11 protein-coding genes and 2 riboswitches are annotated in these 20761 nt (G+C 57.4%); of the genes, 2 read left to right on the top strand and 9 right to left on the bottom strand.

The annotated features are described in order from the left end of the window. Nucleotides 1-78: 78 nt before the first annotated feature. The 9 genes from BED41_RS13640 to BED41_RS13600 form a co-directional block, all read right to left on the bottom strand. A complete protein-coding gene (locus tag BED41_RS13640; RefSeq protein WP_066747462.1) occupies nucleotides 79-3237 on the bottom strand; it encodes an autotransporter outer membrane beta-barrel domain-containing protein in 3159 nt (1052 codons plus the stop codon). Between the two features lie 1156 nt (nucleotides 3238-4393). Further along, complete coding sequence (locus BED41_RS13635) at nucleotides 4394-5908, bottom strand: Synerg-CTERM sorting domain-containing protein (protein WP_168160277.1); 1515 nt, start codon at nucleotides 5906-5908, stop codon at nucleotides 4394-4396. Between the two features lie 72 nt (nucleotides 5909-5980). Further along, nucleotides 5981-7486, bottom strand: a complete 1506-nt coding sequence (locus BED41_RS13630) for an Ig-like domain-containing protein (RefSeq protein ID WP_066747455.1) — start codon at nucleotides 7484-7486, stop codon at nucleotides 5981-5983. A gap of 229 nt (nucleotides 7487-7715) precedes the next feature. Continuing rightward, nucleotides 7716-8564: a Synerg-CTERM sorting domain-containing protein gene (locus tag BED41_RS16555; RefSeq protein WP_066747452.1), complete on the bottom strand. Its 849-nt coding sequence runs from the start codon at nucleotides 8562-8564 to the stop codon at nucleotides 7716-7718. A 694-nt stretch (nucleotides 8565-9258) separates the two neighbouring features. Then, nucleotides 9259-11031: a Synerg-CTERM sorting domain-containing protein gene (locus tag BED41_RS13620; RefSeq protein ID WP_066747450.1), complete on the bottom strand. Its 1773-nt coding sequence runs from the start codon at nucleotides 11029-11031 to the stop codon at nucleotides 9259-9261. 79 nt (nucleotides 11032-11110) lie between these two features. After that, nucleotides 11111-13141 carry a TonB-dependent receptor plug domain-containing protein gene (locus BED41_RS13615; protein ID WP_084002474.1) on the bottom strand — a complete coding sequence of 677 codons (2031 nt, stop codon included), beginning with the start codon at nucleotides 13139-13141 and terminating at the stop codon, nucleotides 11111-11113. Nucleotides 13142-13254: 113 nt separating this feature from the next. Beyond that, a riboswitch (cobalamin riboswitch) is annotated at nucleotides 13255-13596 on the bottom strand. Nucleotides 13597-14089: 493 nt separating this feature from the next. After that, nucleotides 14090-15229, bottom strand: a complete 1140-nt coding sequence (gene meaB / locus BED41_RS13610; protein WP_066747446.1) for a methylmalonyl Co-A mutase-associated GTPase MeaB — start codon at nucleotides 15227-15229, stop codon at nucleotides 14090-14092. Between the two features lie 3 nt (nucleotides 15230-15232). Continuing rightward, the gene (scpA, locus tag BED41_RS13605) at nucleotides 15233-17428 is read right to left on the bottom strand and encodes a methylmalonyl-CoA mutase (RefSeq protein WP_066747442.1); all 2196 of its coding nucleotides are present in this window, start codon (nucleotides 17426-17428) and stop codon (nucleotides 15233-15235) included. After that, the gene (locus BED41_RS13600) at nucleotides 17429-19645 is read right to left on the bottom strand and encodes a methylmalonyl-CoA mutase family protein (protein WP_066747439.1); all 2217 of its coding nucleotides are present in this window, start codon (nucleotides 19643-19645) and stop codon (nucleotides 17429-17431) included. 135 nt (nucleotides 19646-19780) lie between these two features. Further along, a riboswitch (cobalamin riboswitch) is annotated at nucleotides 19781-20010 on the bottom strand. Between the two features lie 173 nt (nucleotides 20011-20183). On the opposite strand from BED41_RS13600, the gene BED41_RS13595 reads away from it, so the two are divergent. Both BED41_RS13595 and BED41_RS13590 read left to right on the top strand, forming a co-directional pair. Further along, nucleotides 20184-20444, top strand: a complete 261-nt coding sequence (locus BED41_RS13595; RefSeq protein ID WP_066747436.1) for a type II toxin-antitoxin system Phd/YefM family antitoxin — start codon at nucleotides 20184-20186, stop codon at nucleotides 20442-20444. Further along, nucleotides 20434-20742, top strand: coding sequence for a type II toxin-antitoxin system RelE/ParE family toxin (locus BED41_RS13590; RefSeq protein WP_066747434.1), 309 nt, complete (start codon nucleotides 20434-20436; stop codon nucleotides 20740-20742). Before BED41_RS13595 ends, BED41_RS13590 begins: the two co-directional genes overlap by 11 nt. The last annotated feature ends 19 nt before the right edge of the window (nucleotides 20743-20761 follow it).

Here is a 20761-nt window from a genome sequence, read left to right as displayed (position 1 = left end):
ATTTTTCCGGCCTCTGCTTTTATGATGTTATTCGGGAATGTACCTTTTGGCGATACGGAATGGCTAGAAAGTGATACGCTACCCACCGCGCAGCGCCCAGTCTTCGGTGAAAGAACCGCCGGAGGAGCGTTCCAGTGAGAGGTAGAGAGAATTCTTCTGGTTCACCTGGTGCGTGACGCCGACGCCGTACACCCACCATTCGTCTCCGAAGCTCTCTCCCGCGATGCGGGTCCCGTTCCCGTAACGGATGTCCATATCCCCGTCGAACTCTTTCACGTATGAGACCTTCGCGTAGAAGTTGGTCTTCTCGGTCTCATAACCTATCAAAGTCCCGATACGTCCCAGCAGGGAGTTGAAGTCGTCTATGCCGATGTTCAGGCCGTTGTTCGCGTAGAAATAGGCGCTGCCCTGACGCAGGTAGCTCAGCTGTGCCTGCGGCTCGACGTACCACGCGCCGCCGCCAGCGTTCGCCTTGAAGCGGAAACGTTTTCCAATCTCAAGAGAGGCGCCGAAGCCGCCGAGGCTCACATCGTCCCCCGTGACCATAGTTCCCTGGCTGTCGTATACGCTGAAGTCGTTCTTGCTCCATACGTATTTGATTATCGCGTCGACGTAGAATCCGTTCTTAGCGACGTATGTGGCGTAAGCGCCAAGAGTTTTGTTCTCGGCGTCGCCGCTGCCGTATCCGTTTTCGCGGTAATCGAGGTCGCCCTTGCTGTATCCGAAGTAGAGGCCGAGATAAGTGTCTCCGCCGGGCAGCCAGCTTCTTTCGAGCTTGCGGTCATATCCGAGCTGAGCTCCGCCGTAGTTCATATCGAACTCCTTGACGAAAGACCTTGAGTTTGACTCGAACTTACCGCCGTAGGCCCTGAACCAGGCGCCGCTGCTGTCTTCAGTGAAGCGCAGGTCTCCGAGTCGTCGTATGAGAGTGTCGGTCTCCGCGTAATTCAGGAGATAATTCGCGGCGAAAGTATTGATGGCGGCGGAGGCCGGGTTGCTGGAAGGTGGAGGAGTGGGCTTATCGCCGGGGTCTACTGCTCCCGCGCCGTAAAGATACCACGTTCTGCCGCTGCCAAATTCATCGCTGCCATCCTTCTGCGAGACCTTATACTGGAAGGCGCCGAGTTCGACGACCTCCGCCTCGCCGGTGGAAACTGCGCTGTTCGCGAGTCTGAAAGAGCCGCCGTCGCTGGCCGTGTCCGAAGTCTCCACCAGGCTGACGTTCTCATTGCCCAAAGCGTTTGCCGCGCCGTTATTGGCGACGAAGAGCTTATGTACGCCGTTGACCTTGCCGTTGACATGCAGCTTGTCGCCCTCGACGAGTCCGCCGGGAGCGTCGTTGACGCGCAGGACGAAAACGCCGCCCTTTCCGGTACCGGCGCTCTCGTTAAGATTGCCGATAGTGAGCTTCTTAAACGGCGTGGAGGAACTTCCGGGAGCCTCATAGGCCAGATTGACCGTGGCGCCGTCCAGAGAGAGTTTTGTAAGATTCGAATCCTCAGTCACATTCCATACAGAATTTGCCCCGTTAAGCGCCAGAGAGAGACTCGTACCCTGATCCATATAGGGGAAATAAATGGGAGCGTTGCTCCATAGAGCCAGCAGGCTGCTGTCCATCGTGGGGAAAATCGCCTGCGGGTCTGTGATGTCATAATAAGTACCGATCCGTGTCGCGCCGGTGAAAACCGAGCCGTCCTCCATGCCGAGATCCACCTGTCCGCCCATGACGGCGCCGATATCGCCTTTGACATTGAAAACACCGCTGCCGGAGACGGTGGGCGCGGAACCGCTGCCAAGCGCCGCGCGCCCCGCGGCGCCGATGGCGTAGGAACCCTTGCCGGAGTCGACGTCGATATTGATATTGCCGCCGAGATTTACCTGCCCGCCGAAGGAGGCGGTGACGCCGTGCGCGTTCTCGCCGGTAGTGACGACGGAAAGTCCGTTGTCGGCGTTGATGACGCCTGCGTCGACGGCGGAGGGATATCCGCTGCTGGTATCCACATATCCGCCGGCCAGCAGTCCGAGAGCGCTCTTACCGGAGGTGCTGACGAAGACGTCGCCTAAAGTGATCTCACCGCCGGACGAGGCGGTGGCGCCGTAGGCTTTTTCGCCCACCGTGGAGATGATGGAGTTGTCATGGAGGAGTATATGCGAGCCGTTGTAGCGGGAGTCGAGGCCGTAAGAATCGCTGCCCGTCGTCTTGACCGTCGAGTTTTCGCCGATATCTATCAGGCCGCCGCCTATATAGTTATATTTTAATGCGGAATTATAGTCATAATATCCCATCCGTATTCCAGCGCGGACCGCCGCGGCGTCGTTTCCCGAGGCGGTGATGAGGCTGTTCTCCCCGATCGTGATCGACGAATCCTCGTGGCGGCTCCAGACGGTAAAGGCCTCATCGCCGATGGCGGAGATGTTGGCGTTCTTGCCGATCTCAATATTGCCGCTGTATGCGGTCACAACGTTGTTCAGATTTAATACCCAACCGGTGACGACGGCGCTCGACCCCTCGCCGGTGCCGAGGGAATATATCCTGCTGTTGTCCCCGACGCGTATGTAGCCCGTAGGAAACCCGGGCGCGTTATTATAGCTTAAAAGGGCTATCCTGTTTGCCGAGTAGTTTGTCGCCGTCTGGCCGATCTCGGCGTCGTTGCCGATCTCCACCTTACCACCTGACGAAGCGACAATTGTGGCGACGGTCGCGCCGTAGGAATTACCCGTTATCTTGGCGCCGTCGCCGACGGCAATCAGGCCGCTGCGGTGGGCGCTGACCGCCACGTTATTGGCGCTGTTTATTTCGGAGCCGTCGCCCAATCTTATCTCCGCGCTGTAGGAGGCGCCGTTATATGCGTCCGCTCTGACCGCTACCTCTCGCGTATTGATTATCGCCTTGCCTAAGACCTCCACAAATGCATTTCCGCTTGTATTCTGCAGATTGACCTGGATGCCCTGCGGCTGCATAAGTGACCCCATCGGCGTATCGTTATTGATGGTGAGATTATTTTTGAAACGGACGGTACCGCCATTCAGACCGCCGACGTATACGGCGGGGGTGCCGACCATATTCTGCGGCACGTCTATGGTGTAATCTGTGTTATATTCATGGGTACCCCCATCGGTAACCGATACCATCGGGTCCGCCGAGGCGGCCGCGGGCGTAAATATTAAGGCGAGAGAACATAACAGCGCGGCCTTCGATATTCCTTTACGGAGACTATCCGTAACTTTTGTTTTCATTTTTTGTCCCTCCTGAATCGATATATCTTGAAATTCCACCCTCGCGGCTGCGCAGCAGCTTTGAAAAATTCATTATTGGCCGATCCCTCCCTTCTAAGTTTCCGCCGTGAGATAACGGCCGCGCCGTGAAAGGGGAGTCGCCGCGTCCCCTTCCGGCGGCGTTATTGGCCGCGCTGTTTTCGAAAGGGACGAGAGTACCGCCGGCGGCGAAACGGAAGCCGGCGGAGAAGAATAGATGACGGGCGGCGATGACACGAAAAATAGACGGACAGAATATATATACTCAGAAAGGCAACGGCACAGTTTTCTTCCTGAGGCATGAAATCCGTTGCTGTGCCATCCGTTCTCCAAAAGGCAAAATACCATCGGTGGAAGGCCCGTCGGTTCTCTCCTTCCAATATTTCGCAGCTGCAACATGATGTACTCTCGTCCTGAATACTGCGGCAGAGGCTGTTTCGGTTGTTGCGGATGATTGCTAAACATAAATTAAAAGTTGCCAGTTTTTTTATTTAACAATCATTCTATTGTGCAGTATATATATACGTAATAGCCCTGTCAATACAGAATTGATCTATATTTCTTATTAAAAAAGGTAAAATAAAATTTTAGGTAATATTACGTAGTAATTACATAAAATACTTAAAATAAATTAGTAATATATACTGAGCCTTCAGATATCTTTGTTCACATTGCCTATAAATTATTATTGTAAAGTAAGGAAAAAAGGAGATAAAAAAGGGTGCGGCAAGTTATTTTTTCTTGCTATAAGCGGCTTTGGAAGAAAATGCAAATAGCGCGGTAAATAGAAAATTGACGAGGGCAAAAGCCGTAAAACGGCGGAGGGGATATCGGAGGTAGTACGACAGATGAAATGGGAAAACGGATGTGCGCCTTTATTTTGCTGCGGATAATAAAATTGTGATTTATCTTTTGGCCTTAAGGTTTTTTTACTGGGGAGCTGACCTGCCTGTCCTGAGGGGCTTTGACCTTAGATCATACAACAGCTTTCGCCGCGGGCGTTCTTTGGCTGGAACAGCTTCGCCGCATCGCCGCGACCGGATATGCCGACTTAATAAACAAACAGAGGCCGGGGAGATCCGGCCTCTGTTCGTGCGGTGTGACAGTTTCCCGCCGTGGGCGGGAACTGTGGTATCGATTATTTGCCGGTGCGCCGGCGGAGCAGCGGCAGCGCGGCGAGCAGCGCCAGCGCGCCAACGCCCGCGGCGCAGCCGCCGCCGGACTTCGGGCCGCTGTCGGGGTTTGCCGGAGTGTCGGGGGTGACTGGCGTGCCGCTGTCCGTCGCCGTGCCGGAATAGACGAATATCGTCCCCTCGCTGAAATAATCGCCGACGGGCTTGACGGCGACCTCAAGGTTGCCGGCGGCGTTCAGCGCCGCGGGGAAGAGGTCGTAATAGTTCGTCTTCTTGTTCAGCAGCAGCGCGTAATATTTTTTATCTGCGCTGAAGGGCTTCGCGGCGTCGAGCGGTTTGACGGCGAGCGTCAGCCCCCTGGACTCCGCGCCCTCCTCATATTCGACCTTGAGCTTCACCGCCTGCACGAAGCCGTCGGTGTCAGCGGTGAAGGTGCCCTCCGTCTTTGTCGTCACCAAGCCGGAGGCGCTCACGATATGGACCGTCCCGCCGTTCGTAAAGCCGCCCTTTTCAAAGGCCGCGACCTCCGTGTCGTCGGATGTCTCGATGACATCAGCGACGGTGCCGGAGACGCCTTTATCGGCGCCGATCTCCGGCGCGTTGGCATCCTCTTCAAAGACAGCGCCGATTGTGTGCGCCTCTGTAACCTTGGGGAATTTATAGGTACAGAGGTATCTCTCATCCACGTCGACACGTTCTCCGTCGATCAGCAGACAGGCGATTTGGTAGCCGCTGTTTGCGGTGACCGTAAATTCCGCATCCTCGCCGTGTTTCACCTTGACGATCCCGCTCTCTTCGATTGGGGCGATAGCACCGTTCTCCGGCTGGGTGACTGTAATGTCATGTTCGAGATATTTATAGGATACGCCGTAGACCGTCATTGGAAAGGTGCTTTGGGTGTCCCATACATTGCCATAGGAGTCGTTCACTATATAGTAGTAATCCACTTCATCCACATTGCCGTAAGAGGCTTTGGCCTTCATTGTCTGTACCTTGCCATCGGCGCCGACGACGACCAGCTGCTCGACATTACGCAGTTCACGGAGCTGATCCTGAGAGGCGATTCCGGCAAGGGCTCGTGGGTTTAATTTCATCTCTCCTTTGAATCCATTTGTAAAATAGAGGATCTGAAGTGTATCGCGCCATTGAGTATCGTTTTCAGTGATCAAGGCGTTTTGTAACGGCAGTTTGATTCGTATATGGACACATACCTCAACTGGGGCGGTGTCGTTTGAAAGAATATCTTCAAATATTTCCCTGTTAGGGGGTTCCGCTGGCTCTGCGGGATTTGATAATTTGTCAATATCGCTTCCTATGTTCCATCCCATAGAGGCTCCAACAAAGGTAGTGCCTGTCGGTTGCGGGTTTTGATACCAAGTACTAATTGACGTTTCAAAGCTACGGCTCAGTCCCTGGGGGTCAAGGTCGGTGACTGTTATTTCGGATGGGGCCCCGAAGGCTGATGAAGCTGTGACGGAGAGCAGCAGGGCCAAAAGAAGGGCGTTTATTTTTTTCAGCATAAGATTCGCCTCCCGGGGCATTTGTAGTATAGGTGCGGAGAGCCGCGGCGCGGCCCTCCGCACAGGGCAGGTTTACTGTGTGACAGTGACGCCGCTCTCCGGCGTCACGGAGACGGCGGAAGGGGTCGAGGTCGACCAGGCGCCGCTGGAAGCTGTGGCAGAGACGGTAGCTGTGCCGACGGAATAACCGGTCACCGTGCCGTTGGATACTGCCGCGACGGAGCTGTCGGTGGTGCTCCAGTTATTGAGTGCAGGCGGATTCGCCGCCGCACCGGTCGGATAGTAAGTGTGCGTAACGCTGGCCGTGCCGTTTACGTTGACCGCCGTGGGGGTGAAGAATACGGAGCCGGCGGGAAGCGCCGCCACGGTGGTGCGCAGGCCGCTTACGTCGCTGCCGCCGCCTACCGCCGCACCTGGCTGTGTTGTGCTGGCGGAGCTGCTCTGGAGCCAGTAGCAGTTATAAGTGGTGCCGTATGCGCCTACTATGCCGCCTGTATAGTAACCGGACTCGTTGGGGTTATGTCCGTCGACGGTGACGGAGTCGGCCGCGGAGACACAGTTGTAGACCTGGTTCGCAAAGCCGCCGACGACGCCGCCGGTGTCCATGTATGAGTCTATCTTTGAGCCGGGCTGTACGGAGCAGTTGACGACATAGCCGCTACCCATTGCGTAACAGTAGCCTGCGATGCCGCCCGCATAGCTGTAGACGCCGCCGTGGGCCTTAACGTCCGCCTTAGCGGCACAGTTGACAACGTATGTGCTGGCGCCGAGCAGAGAGCAGATGCCGCCGGTGTAGGCGCGGTTGTTGTTATCGTGGATATAGATGGTACCCTCGAAGTAGCAGTTCTCGATGAGGCCGTCGTTCCAGCAGACGACGCCAGCCGCTCCCTGTCCTCTGGTGTTGGTGACGGTACCGTAGAGTTTGAGGTTTTTGACGATGCCGCCGGTGGGAGCCGGTGTGACGGACCTGGTCTGAATAGCCTCCGGTGCCACACCGAAGGCGGTGTAGAGGTCGGTGCGTTCGGCGACGACGCGGTCATAGGCCTCGCCGGCGAGGCCGAGGGCAGCCGCATCCGACTGTGCTTTTGCTGCTGCGGTCACGGGCGTCGCATTGGCGGCTCTTCTGGTTGTGGTAGCCGCGGGGAAGTCGATATAGCCGAAGAGACCGGCTGTCTCGCCTCTATTGGTGTAATTGTTATTATCATTGACCACATTGAGGCCAGTGATACTGTGTCCCGCACCGTCAAATATACCGCTGAAGGCCTTGTTGCCGGGGTCTGGAACCCATGCACTGGGATACTGGAAGAAACGCCCGATAGGGGTCCAGTCACGATTATTGAGGTTGATGTCGTCGCCGAGGCGGACGGTGTACTGCGCGTAATCCGTACCGCTGTTGACCGCCGCCGCCAAGCCTGCGAGCTGCGCGCCGGTGGTGATGGTGATGACGTTGTTGACGGGCGCTGGCACGGTGCCGACGGTGCCGTCCCAGGTGTCGGCGGCGAGGGCCGTCCCCGCGAGGCTCATTGTGAGAGCCGTTACGAGAGCCAGCAACAGAGTGAAGAACTTTTTCTTACTCATAATATGCACATCCTTTCAGATGTCGTCTTTGTGTCCGGAGATACCGGGCACGCCAGTTAAATTAAAATACGCGTGATGCCATGGCGCCGGAGAGTTACATATCCTGATGATATCTACCTCCCTTTATTTTAGGGGCGCGTCGCGGAGCAAAGGCGCTAATCGCGTTCCCCCTAAATTTTTTACAGTCCCGCCGCCCTGTGTGGAAGATACAGGGGGCGGCGGAATCTATCTACCTTCTGCGGCGCAGCGCGAGGGGCGCGAACGCGAGCAGGGCGATGACCGCCATGCCGGCGTTGCAGCCGCCGCCGCTGCCGCCGCCCGTCGTCGGGGTGTCAGGGGTGGCGCTGCCTGCCGCCGTGCCGGTGTAGACGACGACGGTATTCTCCGAGAAGTAGTCGCCGACGGGTTTCACGGTCACTGTAAGTTTGCCGCCGGCGGGGGCGCATTCGAATAGGGTGTAGGCCGCGCTCTTTTTGTTCTGGATCATCGCGTAATACTTTTTCGCGGCGTCGAAGGATTTCCCTTCGGCGGGCGAGAGGGTGAGCGTCATCGTCGCCTCGGGATCGGTATGCGTCACGTCGAGCTTCACGGCGCAGACGAGGGCCTCTTTCTTGAAGGTGACTGTATCGCCGGCGCTGCCGTCTTCTTTGACGAGCGTCAGCTCTTTGCCGCCGTCCGCGTAGGCGTCATGCGAGGCGACCGCTTCGTCCGCCGCCTCGATAAAGACAGGTTCCGCCGCCGTCACTCCCTCGCCGGAGACGCCGGCCTCGGAGACATTATCTTTGCCGGGGGTCTCGGATTTTTTGAAGGTCACAGTGATACTCTGTGCTTTGGTCACATCTTTCAGCGTGTAGGTGAATGATGCCTCTCCCGCCGCCGCCGTTATCTCGGAGCCGTCAACCTTGAGGGTGTCGATCACGTAGCCCTTGTCAGCCGTTATCTTAAAATCTTTACTCGCCCCCTCGATAACGGACACATCGCCGGATGGGGCTATTGTGCCGTTATCTCCTGCGGAGGCGGTAATAGTATGGGAAATTTCATCGGTTGTCAGGCCGACCGCATAAAGTGAGACCGGCAAATCGAAAGAAGTCTCGAGTGTAAACTTAACGTACTCTTTTGCAGGAGCGCCTCCTACCTGTGGTACCGTTAATACCGAGATATCGCATGAAACAGGGTCGCCTGTTTTTGGAACAACTATCATCATGTCAGCAGATGTCTTTATTAAATTCTCCAGTTCTTGTATCTGAAGTTTAACCTGATCTGGAATTGAGTACGGTATGCTTAAATGATAGTCTGTAGCAGGCAAGTCTGTAGCAGGCATATCACTTTCCACATAAGATGCATTTCCCAACGTTACTTTGTAATAAACATCAGCGGATACATTACCCGTATAGGATTTAGGTACGAATGGTGCAAGTATATCAGTTGATAATTCGTTTGGGGCTGATATATTGTCACCTGCTTTCCAATAATGGGTACTCGGATCATAATCCTGGACTTCAAATGCAATATGTGAGCTTGAGGTCATCGTATGAGGTAAATTGTTGATCATAATTAATTTCGGTGCTGCCATTACCGCCGCCGCGAAGCAAAAGAGCGCGATAATGCCCAATAAGAAAGCAAGTTTAAATTTTTTCAAGGTTGTTTCCTCCTTCTTCTCTCTGTTACCTATTCTCCGCGCCGCCGGTGAATGCCGCGGCGCTCCCGCTAACGATAGGGTCATTTTTTGTCTCTCCCGCCCACTCCCTTCGTCTTTCCGCTTTTTGTACTCTCTATCTCTTTTTCCACCGGCGAAGGGCCAGGGGGATAAAGGCCAGCAGCGCCAGCGCCGCGGCGCCGGTCTCGCAGCCGCCGGTACCAGCGCCGTCGCCGCTCCAGGGCTCCGGCTCGTCGGGTATCTCGACGGGGGTCGTCTCGGCGATGACGACGGTGTTCTCCGTGAAGTAGTCGGAGAGGCCCGTTATAGTGAAGCGCAGCGTGCTGCCGGTCAGCGTCGCGGGGAAGATGTCGTAGAGGCCGCCCATGCCCGCCTTTTTGCGCACCATCGCCCAGAGGGCGCCGCCGGTCTGCGGCGTGTAGTCGAAGCCCTCGATCGTGAAGTCCGCCGATTCTGATCCCGCGTGGTCCAGATCCAGCGTTATGGAGCAGAGGGGCAGGAGCCCGCCGAAGCTGTCGCCGCTCGTTACCGCGCCGGCGTAATTGCCGTCGCTGACGGCCTGCGCCAGCGCGGCGGGGGCGTCGACGTTGGGGGTCACGGCGGCGACGGCCGCGCCGGCCACGGAGATGTCGGATGATTCCACGGGCACTGCGGTGGGGATGACGGCGCCGGAGCCGCCGGTGGAGGGGGCGGCGATGGGGGCGGAGGCGGAGAGTGTGCCTTTCAGCGCGACGCTGTCATATTCCGTCCAGCTGGTCCCGCCGTTGTAGCGCGCGATGCTGTCCCCGGCGTGCGCCCAGAGGTAGCCCGTCGTGGGGTCGTAGTTGAGTCCCATCTGAATGCCGTAGTCGCCGACGAAGCTGGCGATGCGCGTGCCGATGTCGCCCGAGGCGAGTCTGTCCGCCGTCGTCTCGTAGACGACTATCTCGTGGCTGCCCTCTTTACCGGCGGGGGCGGTCCAGGTGGTACCGTGGAGGTAGACCTTATCGTCGAGGAAGGCGAGTCCGCTGAACATGTAGACCCAGTCGCTGAACCGCTGGTGTGTCTCTTCGCCGCGCAGCAGCCGCGTTGACTTCAGCGTCGTGAGGTCGCAGACTTCGACGGTGGTGTTGTGGTTGTAGCCGCCCGTCGTCACCTGGTAGCCGCCGAAGCTGCAGACGTAGAGTTTATTGCCGACGCGGGTGTAGACGCCCGGATTCTGGCCGTCTATGTTGAGGCCGGCCATGTCGGCGCTGGCGACGACGTTGAGGTCTTTGTCGAACTTCCATATCTGGTTGGGGCTGTATGTGACGTCGGGCTGCATGGGGTCTCCATGCGTGCTGCTGAATATCGCGTAGAGGTATCCCGCGTAGGTGAAGAGCCCCTCGCCGTGTTTGCCCCCGCCGTCTGGGTGGGTCCAGACTTTGTTTTCCACGTAGGCGTCGTTGGTCATGACAACGCGCGAGATGAGGGGCCTGTCATAACCGGCCGCGTAAATATAGTTGCCGATGGTCGACATGGCGCGGATGTTTTTCACGGAGCAGGTGAACTGTTTGACGGGGGTGTTCCAGTTGGAGGGGGTCGCCCAGTTCGCCCTGGCGCCGGGGTCAAAGACGTTGACGGTGTCCGGCGTGCCGCTGCCGACGCCGGTGTAGAAGGTGAGGGCGACGCGCAGCTTCCCCTTGGCGTCGAGGAAGGGGCGGATGCCGTTGCCCTGGTTGCCGCCCATGTTGGACTGCAGCGGCGAGAAGGGGGCTTTGTCGCCGACGATGATTCCGAGGGAGACGGGGTCGCTGTAGGTGGTCTGGCGCGTGAAGAGCATGTCCGCGCGCGCCGGCTGAGCCGCAAGCGCGAGGAGCAGCAGGAGCGTCAGCAGGGCGGTGATTTTTCGTGTCAGTTTTGTCGTCACTTTATAATGCCTCTTTTCTTTCTCGGTCTTTTATGGCTGTAAGTCCGTCCGCCGATGGCGCGTTTGACAGGCGGTTCACTTAGAATGTCCACAGCAGCGAGGCGTAGAAGGTGCGCCCCTGGAGCGGGTACCACATGGTGCGGTCCGGCCCGTAGCCCTCGGCGAGGAAGAGCACCTCCGGCGCTTTGTCAAAGATGTCGTCTACGCCGACGATGAGCTTGAGGTCTTCCCTGATGCTGTAGCGCAGTCCGAACCCCACGGTGAAGAGGTCGTCCTGTTTGACCTCCTGGTTGCGGTCGTAGAAGTTGTTGCCGACGTAACGGGCCTCGGCGAAGGCCGACAGCCGTTTGCTTTTGAGCAGGTTGTTGCGCGCCACGCGCAGGAAGCCCTCGTATTCGGGGCGGTTGGGGATGCGCACGCCGTCGAAGGCGCTGTCGTCTGATTTGTCGATGGCGTCCATCCAGGTGGCGGAGCCGTATATCTCCCAGTCCTCCCATTTGAGGGAGCCTTCGAGCTCAAGGCCCTGGATGTGCGCGTTGCCGACGTTTTCGTAGCGTCCGTACTGCGGGTTGACGACGAAGTATTCGATGAGGTTGTTGACGTGGCTGCCGAAGTAGGTGAGGGTCACTTCGCTTTTGGCTTTTAGCATTTCTCCCTTCCATGTGACGCCGACGTCCCACTGGGTGCCGTCTTCCCATTCAAGGGAGGTGTTGGAGATGACGAAGGCGCCGTCCCCGTAGAGTTCGTACATGTTCGGCGCGCGGTTGTAGCTGCCATAGGTGGCCTTCGCGCTCCAGTGGTCGTCGAATTTGTAGTTGATCGCCGCGCCGCCGGAGAATTCGGTGCGCCCGTCGGCGGCGTTCCAGCGGATGATCGGCGTGAGCCAGAGGTTGTCTTTTTCTCCGATGCTGATGGTGTCCTGTATCTGCGCGTTCCAGGCGTAGCGGGTGTGTTTTTCTATGCCGTAGAAGCGGCTGATGACGTCGCCCTTGGTGCGCAGGGTCTCGTCGTAGTAGTTCCAGAGGAATTCCACCAGGTGGCTGTCGCCGATGGGCAGCGAGCCGTCGAGCGCCACGCCGTAGCGGTCGGTGACGTATTTGTTGTGTTTGTATGAGGAGCCCGGCAGGCCGAACTGGTTGTCTCCGTCTTTGGGGTCGTCGTATTTCTTTTCCTGGTTGAGGTATTCGAGCCTGAGGCCGAGGTCGAGGTCGCCTATTTTACGGCGGTGGGTGGCCGCGAAGCTCATCTGGTCGGTCACCTGTTTGGGGCCTTTTTCCCATGAACGGTCGTTTTCGATGCCGATGACGGGCAGGGGCAGGTCGCGGTCGTTGCGTTTCCAGGCCCCTTCGATGGTCCAGCTGTCGTTCTGCCATTTGATGAGGGCGTCTGTGTTCTGGTAGGAGTTGTTTTTGCGCTTCGCCCAGTAGTCGTCGGCGGGGTCGTATTCGTTGCGGGTGTTGAGGTAGGAGAATTCGCCGTTGGCCTGGTCGCGTGTGAGGCCGACGAAGATGTTTCCGTCGCCTAGTTTTGTGCTGTAGGTGGCGTTGGCGCGGAATTTGCCGTATGATCCGGTGCCGAGGAGCAGGGTGCCCTCTCCTTTGCCGTCCGGCTTTTTGGTGATGATGTTGATGACGCCGCCCAGGGAGGCGCCGCCGAAGCGGGCGGGGATGTAGCCGCGGTAGACTTCGATGCGTTCTACGTTTTCGACGGGGATGGTGGAGAGGTCGACGGCGGATTCGCTGCCGAGGTTCATGAGGACGCCGTCCACGTAGACGGCTACCTGCGAGGCGGTGCTGCCGCGTACGGAGGCGGTGGTGTAGGCGCCGCGTCCTTTGAGTTCGATGATATGAAGTCCGGGGACCTGTTTTAGGAGTTCGGGGAGATTTTTCTGCTCTCCCTTCATCTCCTGTGGTTTGATGACGGTGACGGTGCCGGGCGAGAGGAGCAGCTTGTCCTCTTCTTCGGCGTCGGCGGTGATCTTCTCCTCCGGCAGTTTTACCGGTGCGTCGGCTGCCTCTGCGCTAACAATGAGATTACATGTTAGGGGGGATACTGTTAGTAATGTAAACAAAAGTGTAAACAGGGGGATAACAAGCATTTTGCCTCGCAAGATGATGACCTCCGTAGATATATAAAATATACGCGGGAGAGGTTGTGACACCGTCTCCCGCGTATGAGTTATTACGTCGGTCAGCCGCTGCCATGCGCCCTCTGCGCATTTAAAGCCGAGTTCTCTCCGCGGCAGGTTTCCCGACTCTCGGTCGTCCTCAACAGAGCGTAATTTTTTCACTCTGTATAAGCGATTTGTTTTCTCGCTTATCCCGCGCCTTCTCACCCTGCGTAACAGGGCAATGGCATATTGCGGTTTCGTCTGCGGAGGCTGTGTTGCGTATCTCGCTCCGCATAAGCACTTCGCGCGAATCTGCGATTTCCGCAGTTCCGGCATTTTGCTTACCGATTACGGTGGCAGGGGCCGTTCCGGCATTTGACCGGATTCCCGTACTCCGTGGAAATTATTCAGTTGTAACGGTACGTAATTTACGCACCTTAGTTGTAACTTATCACTAGCCTATTGCTTTGTCAAATGGGATATTTTGTTGTGTTGTGAGACTTTTTTTGTTTTGTTTACTTGCTTGAGAGATAATCAAAATAATCAGAGGCCGGATATCTCCGGCCTCTGATTTGCGGAGGAGAAACTTCCCCGCCGCGGGGGCGGCGGGAAACTATGGTATTGCCGGTTATTGACGCGCTTTCACCGTAAGGGCGGGACCGGATGGTTCATGGTTGTGGTCCCTGTGCCGGTGGTTTGGCGGCCGGTCTCATCTCTTGGTATTGACGTCCCGGTTTTCTCGGCGCGCCGTCTTTGTTTTATAAGACGGCCTCCGGTTGACGAGACCGGAGGCCGCTGCTGAAGAGATGACTCTATCTGAAAAGATGAGATACTGCGCATATCTCATCAAGATAGCTAAGTTAAGTGGTCACCGCGGCGGGGTGGAGTGTGCGGCCCCGCCGCGCCGCGGCGGAATGTGCTTTTTGTGTGTGTGGTTTTTTGTGGTGCCTATGTTTCGTTTGTTCCCGTGAAAAGCAGTCTCTCCATGGAGCCGATCACCGCCTTCGCTGCTACTGTAGGGGTAATTGCTCCCTCGATCACCTTCCTTTCAATGTCTTCTCTGCATTTCGTGAGTTCCGCGTTCTGCGCGATCTTGTTTTGCAGGTACTCCGCCGTCATCGCGCGGACCCATTCGATGGTCTGTTCTTTACGTCGCTTAGAAAAGACTCCAGAGGCTGTCACGTTATCCCGGAAATCTTTTATAACGCCCCACATATCCGCTATGCCCTCTCCCGTTATGGAGGAGCAGGTGTAGGCTTTCGTCTTCCAGCCTTCGGTGGCTGGGCGCAGGTAGTGGAGGATCTGGTCGTAGTCGGCCCGCGCCATCATCGCCTTCATTTTGTTGTCGCCGTCGGCCTTGTTTACCAGAATGCTGTCGGCGAGCTCTATGATTCCCTTTTTTATGCCCTGCAGGTCGTCCCCCGCGCCGGTTATGACGACGACGAGGAAGTAGTCGACCATCGAACGCACCATGGTCTCGCTCTGTCCCACGCCGACGGTCTCAACGAGAACGGCGTCGTATCCGGCAGCTTCGCAGAGCAGCATCGTTTCGCGGCTTTTTCTGGTGACGCCGCCGAGCGACCCGCCGGAGGGGGAGGGGCGAATAAAGGCGTTTTTCTCCCGCGCGAGGTTTTCCATGCGCGTCTTGTCTCCAAGGATGCTGCCCCTTGAGAGCGAGCTGGAGGGGTCCACGGCGAGGACCGCAACTTTGAGTCCCTCGCCGCAGAGGTAGGTGCCGAATGCTTCAATAAAGGTGCTTTTTCCCGCACCCGGCACGCCCGTTATCCCTACCCTCATCGCTTTGCCGCTGTGAGGCAGTATCTTCTGTATTATCTCCTGGCCGAGTTCAAAGTGTTTCGGCGCGTTGCTCTCGATCACGGTTATCGCCCGTGAGAGCATGACGCGGTCGCCGGCCAATATTCCCTGCGCATAGTCCTCCGCCGTCAGCGCGGTCCTCGCCTTTGCAGGCGCGGCGCCGCGCGCCGCCGCGCTGTGGCCGCTCGCGAGCGGCACGCCGGGCATCACGGAGCAGGCAAATTCCGCGCCGGCGTCTTCCGGCTGCCAGTCCGGACGAAGGTTTTCCCGCATAGCCTAGACGTGGGCTGCCGCGAGGCGCTCGTTGAGTTTCTCGAGCATCTCTTTGGCCGCCGCCGGTATCACCGTGCCGGGGCCGAAGATGCAGGCCGCTCCGTGGTCGTAGAGGAACTGGTAGTCCTGCGCCGGAATGACGCCGCCGGCTACGACCATGATGTCTCCGCGTCCGCGTTTTTCAAGTTCCTCGACGAGCTGGGGCAGCAGTGTCTTGTGCCCAGCGGCGAGCGAGCTCATGCCTACGATGTGGACGTCGTTGTCGACCGCGTCCTGCGCGGTCTCTTCCGGCGTCTGGAAGAGCGGTCCGATGTCCACGTCGAAGCCCATGTCGGCGTAGGCGGTGGCGACCACCTTCGCGCCGCGGTCGTGTCCGTCCTGTCCCATTTTGGCGACCATGATACGTGGACGGCGGCCTTCGCGTTCTTCAAATTCGTCGGTCATTCTGCGGACCTCTTCGATGATGTCCTCTTCCGCGAATTCGCTGCTGTAGATGCCCGAGATCGAACGGATGACGGCTTTGTGCCTTCCCGACGCCTTTTCCACGGCGTCGGATATTTCGCCGAGGCTGGCGCGCGCGCGCGCCGCTTCGACGGCAAATTCGAGGAGGTTGCCCTCTCCCGTCTCAAGAGATCTGGTTATGGCCGCGAGCCATCTGTCGACGTCTTCCTGGTTCCTGTTGGCGCGCAGTTTCGCGAGCCGCGCTATCTGCGCGTCACGCACGGCGCTGTTGTCGACTTCAAGGATGTCGATGGGGTCTTCCTGTTCGAGCTGCAGGGCGTTGACGCCGATGATCTTTTCACTGCCGGAGTCGATACGGGCCTGGCGGCGCGCCGCCGCCTCTTCAATGCGCATCTTTGGCAGGCCGGTTTCGATGGCCTTGGACATGCCGCCGAGGGCCTCGACCTCCTGGATGTGGCCCCAGGCGCGGCGGATGAGTTCGTCGGTGAGCGCCTCTACGTAGTAGGAGCCGCCCCACGGGTCGATGACTTTGCAGACGCTGGTCTCGTCCTGGATGTAGAGCTGGGTGTTTCGCGCGATACGGGCCGAGAAGTCGGTCGGCAGCGCGATGGCTTCGTCGAGGGCGTTTGTGTGGAGCGACTGTGTGTGGCCGAGGGCCGCCGCCATCGCCTCGACGCAGGTGCGCGCGACGTTGTTGAAGGGGTCCTGTGCCGTGAGGCTCCAGCCTGAGGTCTGCGAGTGGGTACGCAGGGCCATGGATTTGGCCTTTTTGGGGCCGAACTGTTTGACGATTTTGGCCCAGAGCATACGTCCGGCGCGCATTTTCGCCACTTCCATGAAGTAGTTTTTGCCGATCGCCCAGAAGAATGAGAGGCGCGGCGCGAAGTCGTCGACGCCGAGTCCCGCCGCCTGTCCAGTGCGGATGTATTCAAGCCCGTCGGCGAGCGTGTAGCCGAGCTCGATATCCGCCGTCGCTCCCGCCTCCTGCATGTGGTAGCCGGAGATGCTTATGCTGTTGAATTTCGGCATGTTCCGCGAGGTGTAGGCGAAGATGTCGCCGATGATCCTCATCGACGGCGCCGGCGGGTATATGTAGGTGTTGCGGACCATGAATTCTTTCAGGATGTCGTTCTGGATGGTGCCGGAGAGCACCGATTTGTCGACGCCCTGTTCCTCGGCCGCGACGATGTAGAAGGCGAGGACGGGAAGGACCGCGCCGTTCATCGTCATGGAGACGGACATCTGCCCGAGCGGGATGCCGGAGAAGAGTATCTCCATGTCGAGGATGGAGTCGACGGCGACGCCCGCCTTTCCGACGTCTCCGACGACGCGCGGATGATCGGAGTCGTAGCCGCGGTGTGTCGCGAGGTCGAAGGCGATGGAGAGCCCCTTCTGTCCCGCGGCGAGGTTGCGGCGGTAGAAGGCGTTGCTCTCTTCGGCGGTGGAGAAGCCCGCGTACTGACGCACTGTCCAGGGGCGCGTGACGTACATGGTGGGGTAGGGGCCGCGCAGGAAGGGCGGCAGCCCCGCCGTGTAGTTGAGATGGTTCATGCCCTCGTAGTCGGCCTTGGTGTAGAGCGGGGCGACTTCGATCTGTTCCATTGTGCGGTGCAGCAGGCTTTCAAATGATTTTCCGGTCTCTTTTTCGACCTTTTTCTTCCATTCCTCATAGCTCATGGCCCTTTTTGGCTCTATGTTCAGAGGGATCTTTGTGAAATCGGGATTTGAAGATGACATTTAGAGTCCCTCCCCTTTACGAGGATTTTCGTCCGCCGACGGGCAGCCGGAGGCCGTTATCGCCTTTTCCTGTATCGATTTGAGTATTTCGTAGCAGTTGGCCCTGACGTGGATAAAGTCGTCAACGCCGGCTTCGATATATGAATCTTTGTATTCCGCGGCAGGCGCGCCCGCGAGCAGCAGACGCATCTCCGGACGGGCGGCTTTGATGCCGCGCGCCACCGGCGGTACCAGTTCGGGATAGGTGTCGTCGGTGGAGCAGATGACGGCGACCTCGGCTCCCGATTCGACGGCGGCCTTGACGGCCTCTTCCGGCGTGGGGAAGCCGTTGTTTCTCAGCACCTCAAAGTGCGCGACCTCCATGAAACCGGCGCTGAAGTCGGCCCGCGCCTTGTGCTGCGGTATCGGTCCCATGTTCGCGAGGAATACGCGGATGGTTTTGCCTGTGCGCTCGGTGAACTCTTCAGTGGTTTTTCTCAGGGCCTCGATCTGTTCGGTCCAGCGGTGCGTCCCGATCGCCTTTACGCTCTCTTCGCCCTCAAAGCTGTCGTTGAGCGCTTTTCTCACTTCGCCGACGGTGGCGCCCGCCATGAAGGCTTCGATGACGGCGTCGAGAAATTTCGCGTCGCCCTCGTGGATGTTGTCCATAATTTTTTCGAGGGATTCCGCGGCATGCTGTTCGTCCGTCAGTTCACGGAATTTGGCGACGGCCTCTTTCCTTTCGCGGCAGAGTTTTTCTCCGCGGGGGAACATGTTTTCGAGCGGTTTTTCAAGGGTGTTGGGGTACATGTTGGTGCCGACGGCCCTGTCCTTACGGAAGGCGAGGTTTTTGAGGCGGCTCTTGAGTATTTTTTCTATCTCTCCCTGAATGACGCCCTTTTTCAGCGCGGGATACATACCGCCCTCGGCGTCCACATCCTGAAGGATCGCCCAGACGGCGGCGGCGCACTGCGCCGTGAGGCGCTCGACGTACCACGAGCCGCCTGCCGGGTCGACGGGCTGGAGCATGTCGAACTCGGTCTGAAGCATTACTTGAATGTTGCGCGCGATACGCTTCGCGATCTCTCCGCTTGGGCGTATGGCGTCGTCAAAGCAGCTGATCTGCATCGCGTCGACGCCGCCGACCGCGCCGGAGAAGGCCTGGGTGGTCGCCCTGAGAATGTTGACGTAGGGGTCATATACGGTAGAGGTGAAGTGCGAGGTGCGCGCGATGATGTCTATTTTTCCATACTCGTCGGCGTCGGCGCCGAATGCCTCGGCGATCTGCGACCAAACGGTACGCGCGGCCCTGATGCGGGCGATTTCCATAAAGAAGTTGGTGCCCAGGGAGAAGCTGAATTTTATGTGTGACATGGTAATTTCCGGTTCAATACCGCGGTGGCGCATCGCCCGGATGTAGGCGATCGCCGCGCTCATCGCGTAGGCGGTCTCCTGTGTGGCGCTCGCGCCGCCGTTATGATAGACGTCGCCGCGAACCAGTATCGTTTTGATCTGAGGAGCGTTTTTCTGCGCCCATTTTATGGCGAGAGCCATCTCGTCATAGAGTTCGTCGATCGGCAGCGGCAGTGTCCCGCGTTCGGCGAGCTCTCCCAGCGGGTCGGCGCCGATGCAGCCTTTGGCCTCTTTGAGGCTCTCTTTGGCTCCCGTGGCTTTGGCCTGCGCCGCGACCAGCCCCAGCACCGAGACGGCGGAGGCTCCGGCGTAGATGTGGAGCGGCACCTTCGTGTAATCAAGCCCCTTAAGCATTTCGTCGGCGTCGCGGAGCGTCGTCAGCGAAAGTCCGCGGTAGTCGCCCTTAAAGAGTTCAGGGTCGGGGTCGCGTCCGAGCTTCGTGCATTCGTCAAGCTCAAAGTGGAGGATGGTCGCTCCCTTGGCCAGCTCGTTTTTCACGACCTCGTTGGCCTCTTTCGGCAGTACGTCCGAGGCGCTCTGGGCGATCTTCCACGGCTCGGCGATGTAGCCGGAGCTCTTCGTCCCGCGCAGGAAGGGCGCCTCTCCGGGCATGCCGCTTATGTTGAGCAGCTCCTCATTGTCGGCGAGAGTATAGATCGGTTCAAGGGTGATGCCTTCGTAGGTCGGCGTGAACATCCTTTTATCAAAGGGCGCGCCTTTGAGGGCCGCCACCGCCTCGTTGTACCACTCTTCGCGCGTGGGAACGGCAAACTCTTCAAAGGAGACCGGCGGAAATCCGCTCATTTTCACCTCTGTTTCGTTCATATTACTGCTTCCCTTCTGGATAAAGTTTGCGCGGGCAATAAAAAAAGACCGCGCGCGGGCGGTCTTGCAAAAGTTGTCGGCGAATAGACAGCATGTTTCTAAACGCACCTGACAACCTCCGCCCGCGCAGAGATTGCCGCAACTTCCATGCAGACCGGTCTCCTGGCTTCCGTTCATCCTCCTGCAAAGCATAGATTCTGCTCTGCATAGGCGCTTACACAGCTTGTTTCTCGCTGCTTCGCCGCCTATCCGCGCCTTCCCGAGAACAGCGTTCTCAGTGGCGTCGCGGTTTCGTCGCGGTTACAGTGGCGGGGCCGTTCAGGATTTGCACCTGATTCCCGAGCATCTGCATCACTATTTGATTTCAACTTTATGATACGCTCAATGTGGGGCTTTCGTCAATATTTTTCTTTTATCTGATATTTGTGAATATTTTACCGGTATTCTCGTGTCATTATTTTTAGGATAGCATGCTTAATTATTATATTTTATATGGTATAATTATGTTATAAATATAGTATTTAAAGGAGATAATAAGGTGCCAAGAATTATCCCGATCAGTGAGCTGAAGAAGACAAGCGAGATTTCAGAGATGTGCAAAGGCGCTTCCGAGCCTATTTTCATCACGAAAAACGGTTATGGGGATATGGTCATTATGAGTGTGGAAACTTATGAAAAATATGACTACATGAGTATGGTATATCGAAAAATCAGCGAGGCCGAAAAATCGATCGCCGAAGGGCGGGTAAAAGAGGCGCTTAAATCACTGGATGCCGCGAGGTCGAAATATGGCTTGTAGGCTTTTGATAGCCGAAGACGCGGAGGATGATATCGATGGGATCATCGGCTATATGGTCAACTCTCTGCAAAGCCCGGCGGCGGCGAGCTCTTTTATCTCCAAACTTGAAGCCTGTTACAGGAAAGTATTATCCAATCCGAGGATGTATCCCCTTTGTGAAGATGTTTTCTTATCGTCTAAAGGATATCGTAAGGCTGTTGTTGATAACTATATCGTTTTATACCGTCTCTATGGAGATGACGCCGCCATTATTTCACGGGTACTTTATGGCAGGCGCAATTACGCTGGGATTATATAGCAGAGCTGATAAGATATAG

Origin of the sequence: Cloacibacillus porcorum (assembly GCF_001701045.1) — a bacterium.
In the GTDB taxonomy this organism is placed as follows: Bacteria; Synergistota; Synergistia; order Synergistales; family Synergistaceae; genus Cloacibacillus; species Cloacibacillus porcorum.
Note: the sequence above shows the minus strand (reverse complement) of the source record. Positions and strands in the feature narration are given on the sequence as shown.

Coding starts and splice junctions, on each gene's coding strand:
- BED41_RS13640 (WP_066747462.1), bottom strand. CDS start 3,237: ATGAAAACAAAAGTTACGGATAGTCTCCGTAAAGGAATATCGAAGGCC.
- BED41_RS13635 (WP_168160277.1), bottom strand. CDS start 5,908: ATGCTGAAAAAAATAAACGCCCTTCTTTTGGCCCTGCTGCTCTCCGTC.
- BED41_RS13630 (WP_066747455.1), bottom strand. CDS start 7,486: ATGAGTAAGAAAAAGTTCTTCACTCTGTTGCTGGCTCTCGTAACGGCT.
- meaB (WP_066747446.1), bottom strand. CDS start 15,229: ATGCGGGAAAACCTTCGTCCGGACTGGCAGCCGGAAGACGCCGGCGCG.
- scpA (WP_066747442.1), bottom strand. CDS start 17,428: ATGTCATCTTCAAATCCCGATTTCACAAAGATCCCTCTGAACATAGAG.
- BED41_RS13600 (WP_066747439.1), bottom strand. CDS start 19,645: ATGAACGAAACAGAGGTGAAAATGAGCGGATTTCCGCCGGTCTCCTTT.
- BED41_RS13590 (WP_066747434.1), top strand. CDS start 20,434: ATGGCTTGTAGGCTTTTGATAGCCGAAGACGCGGAGGATGATATCGAT.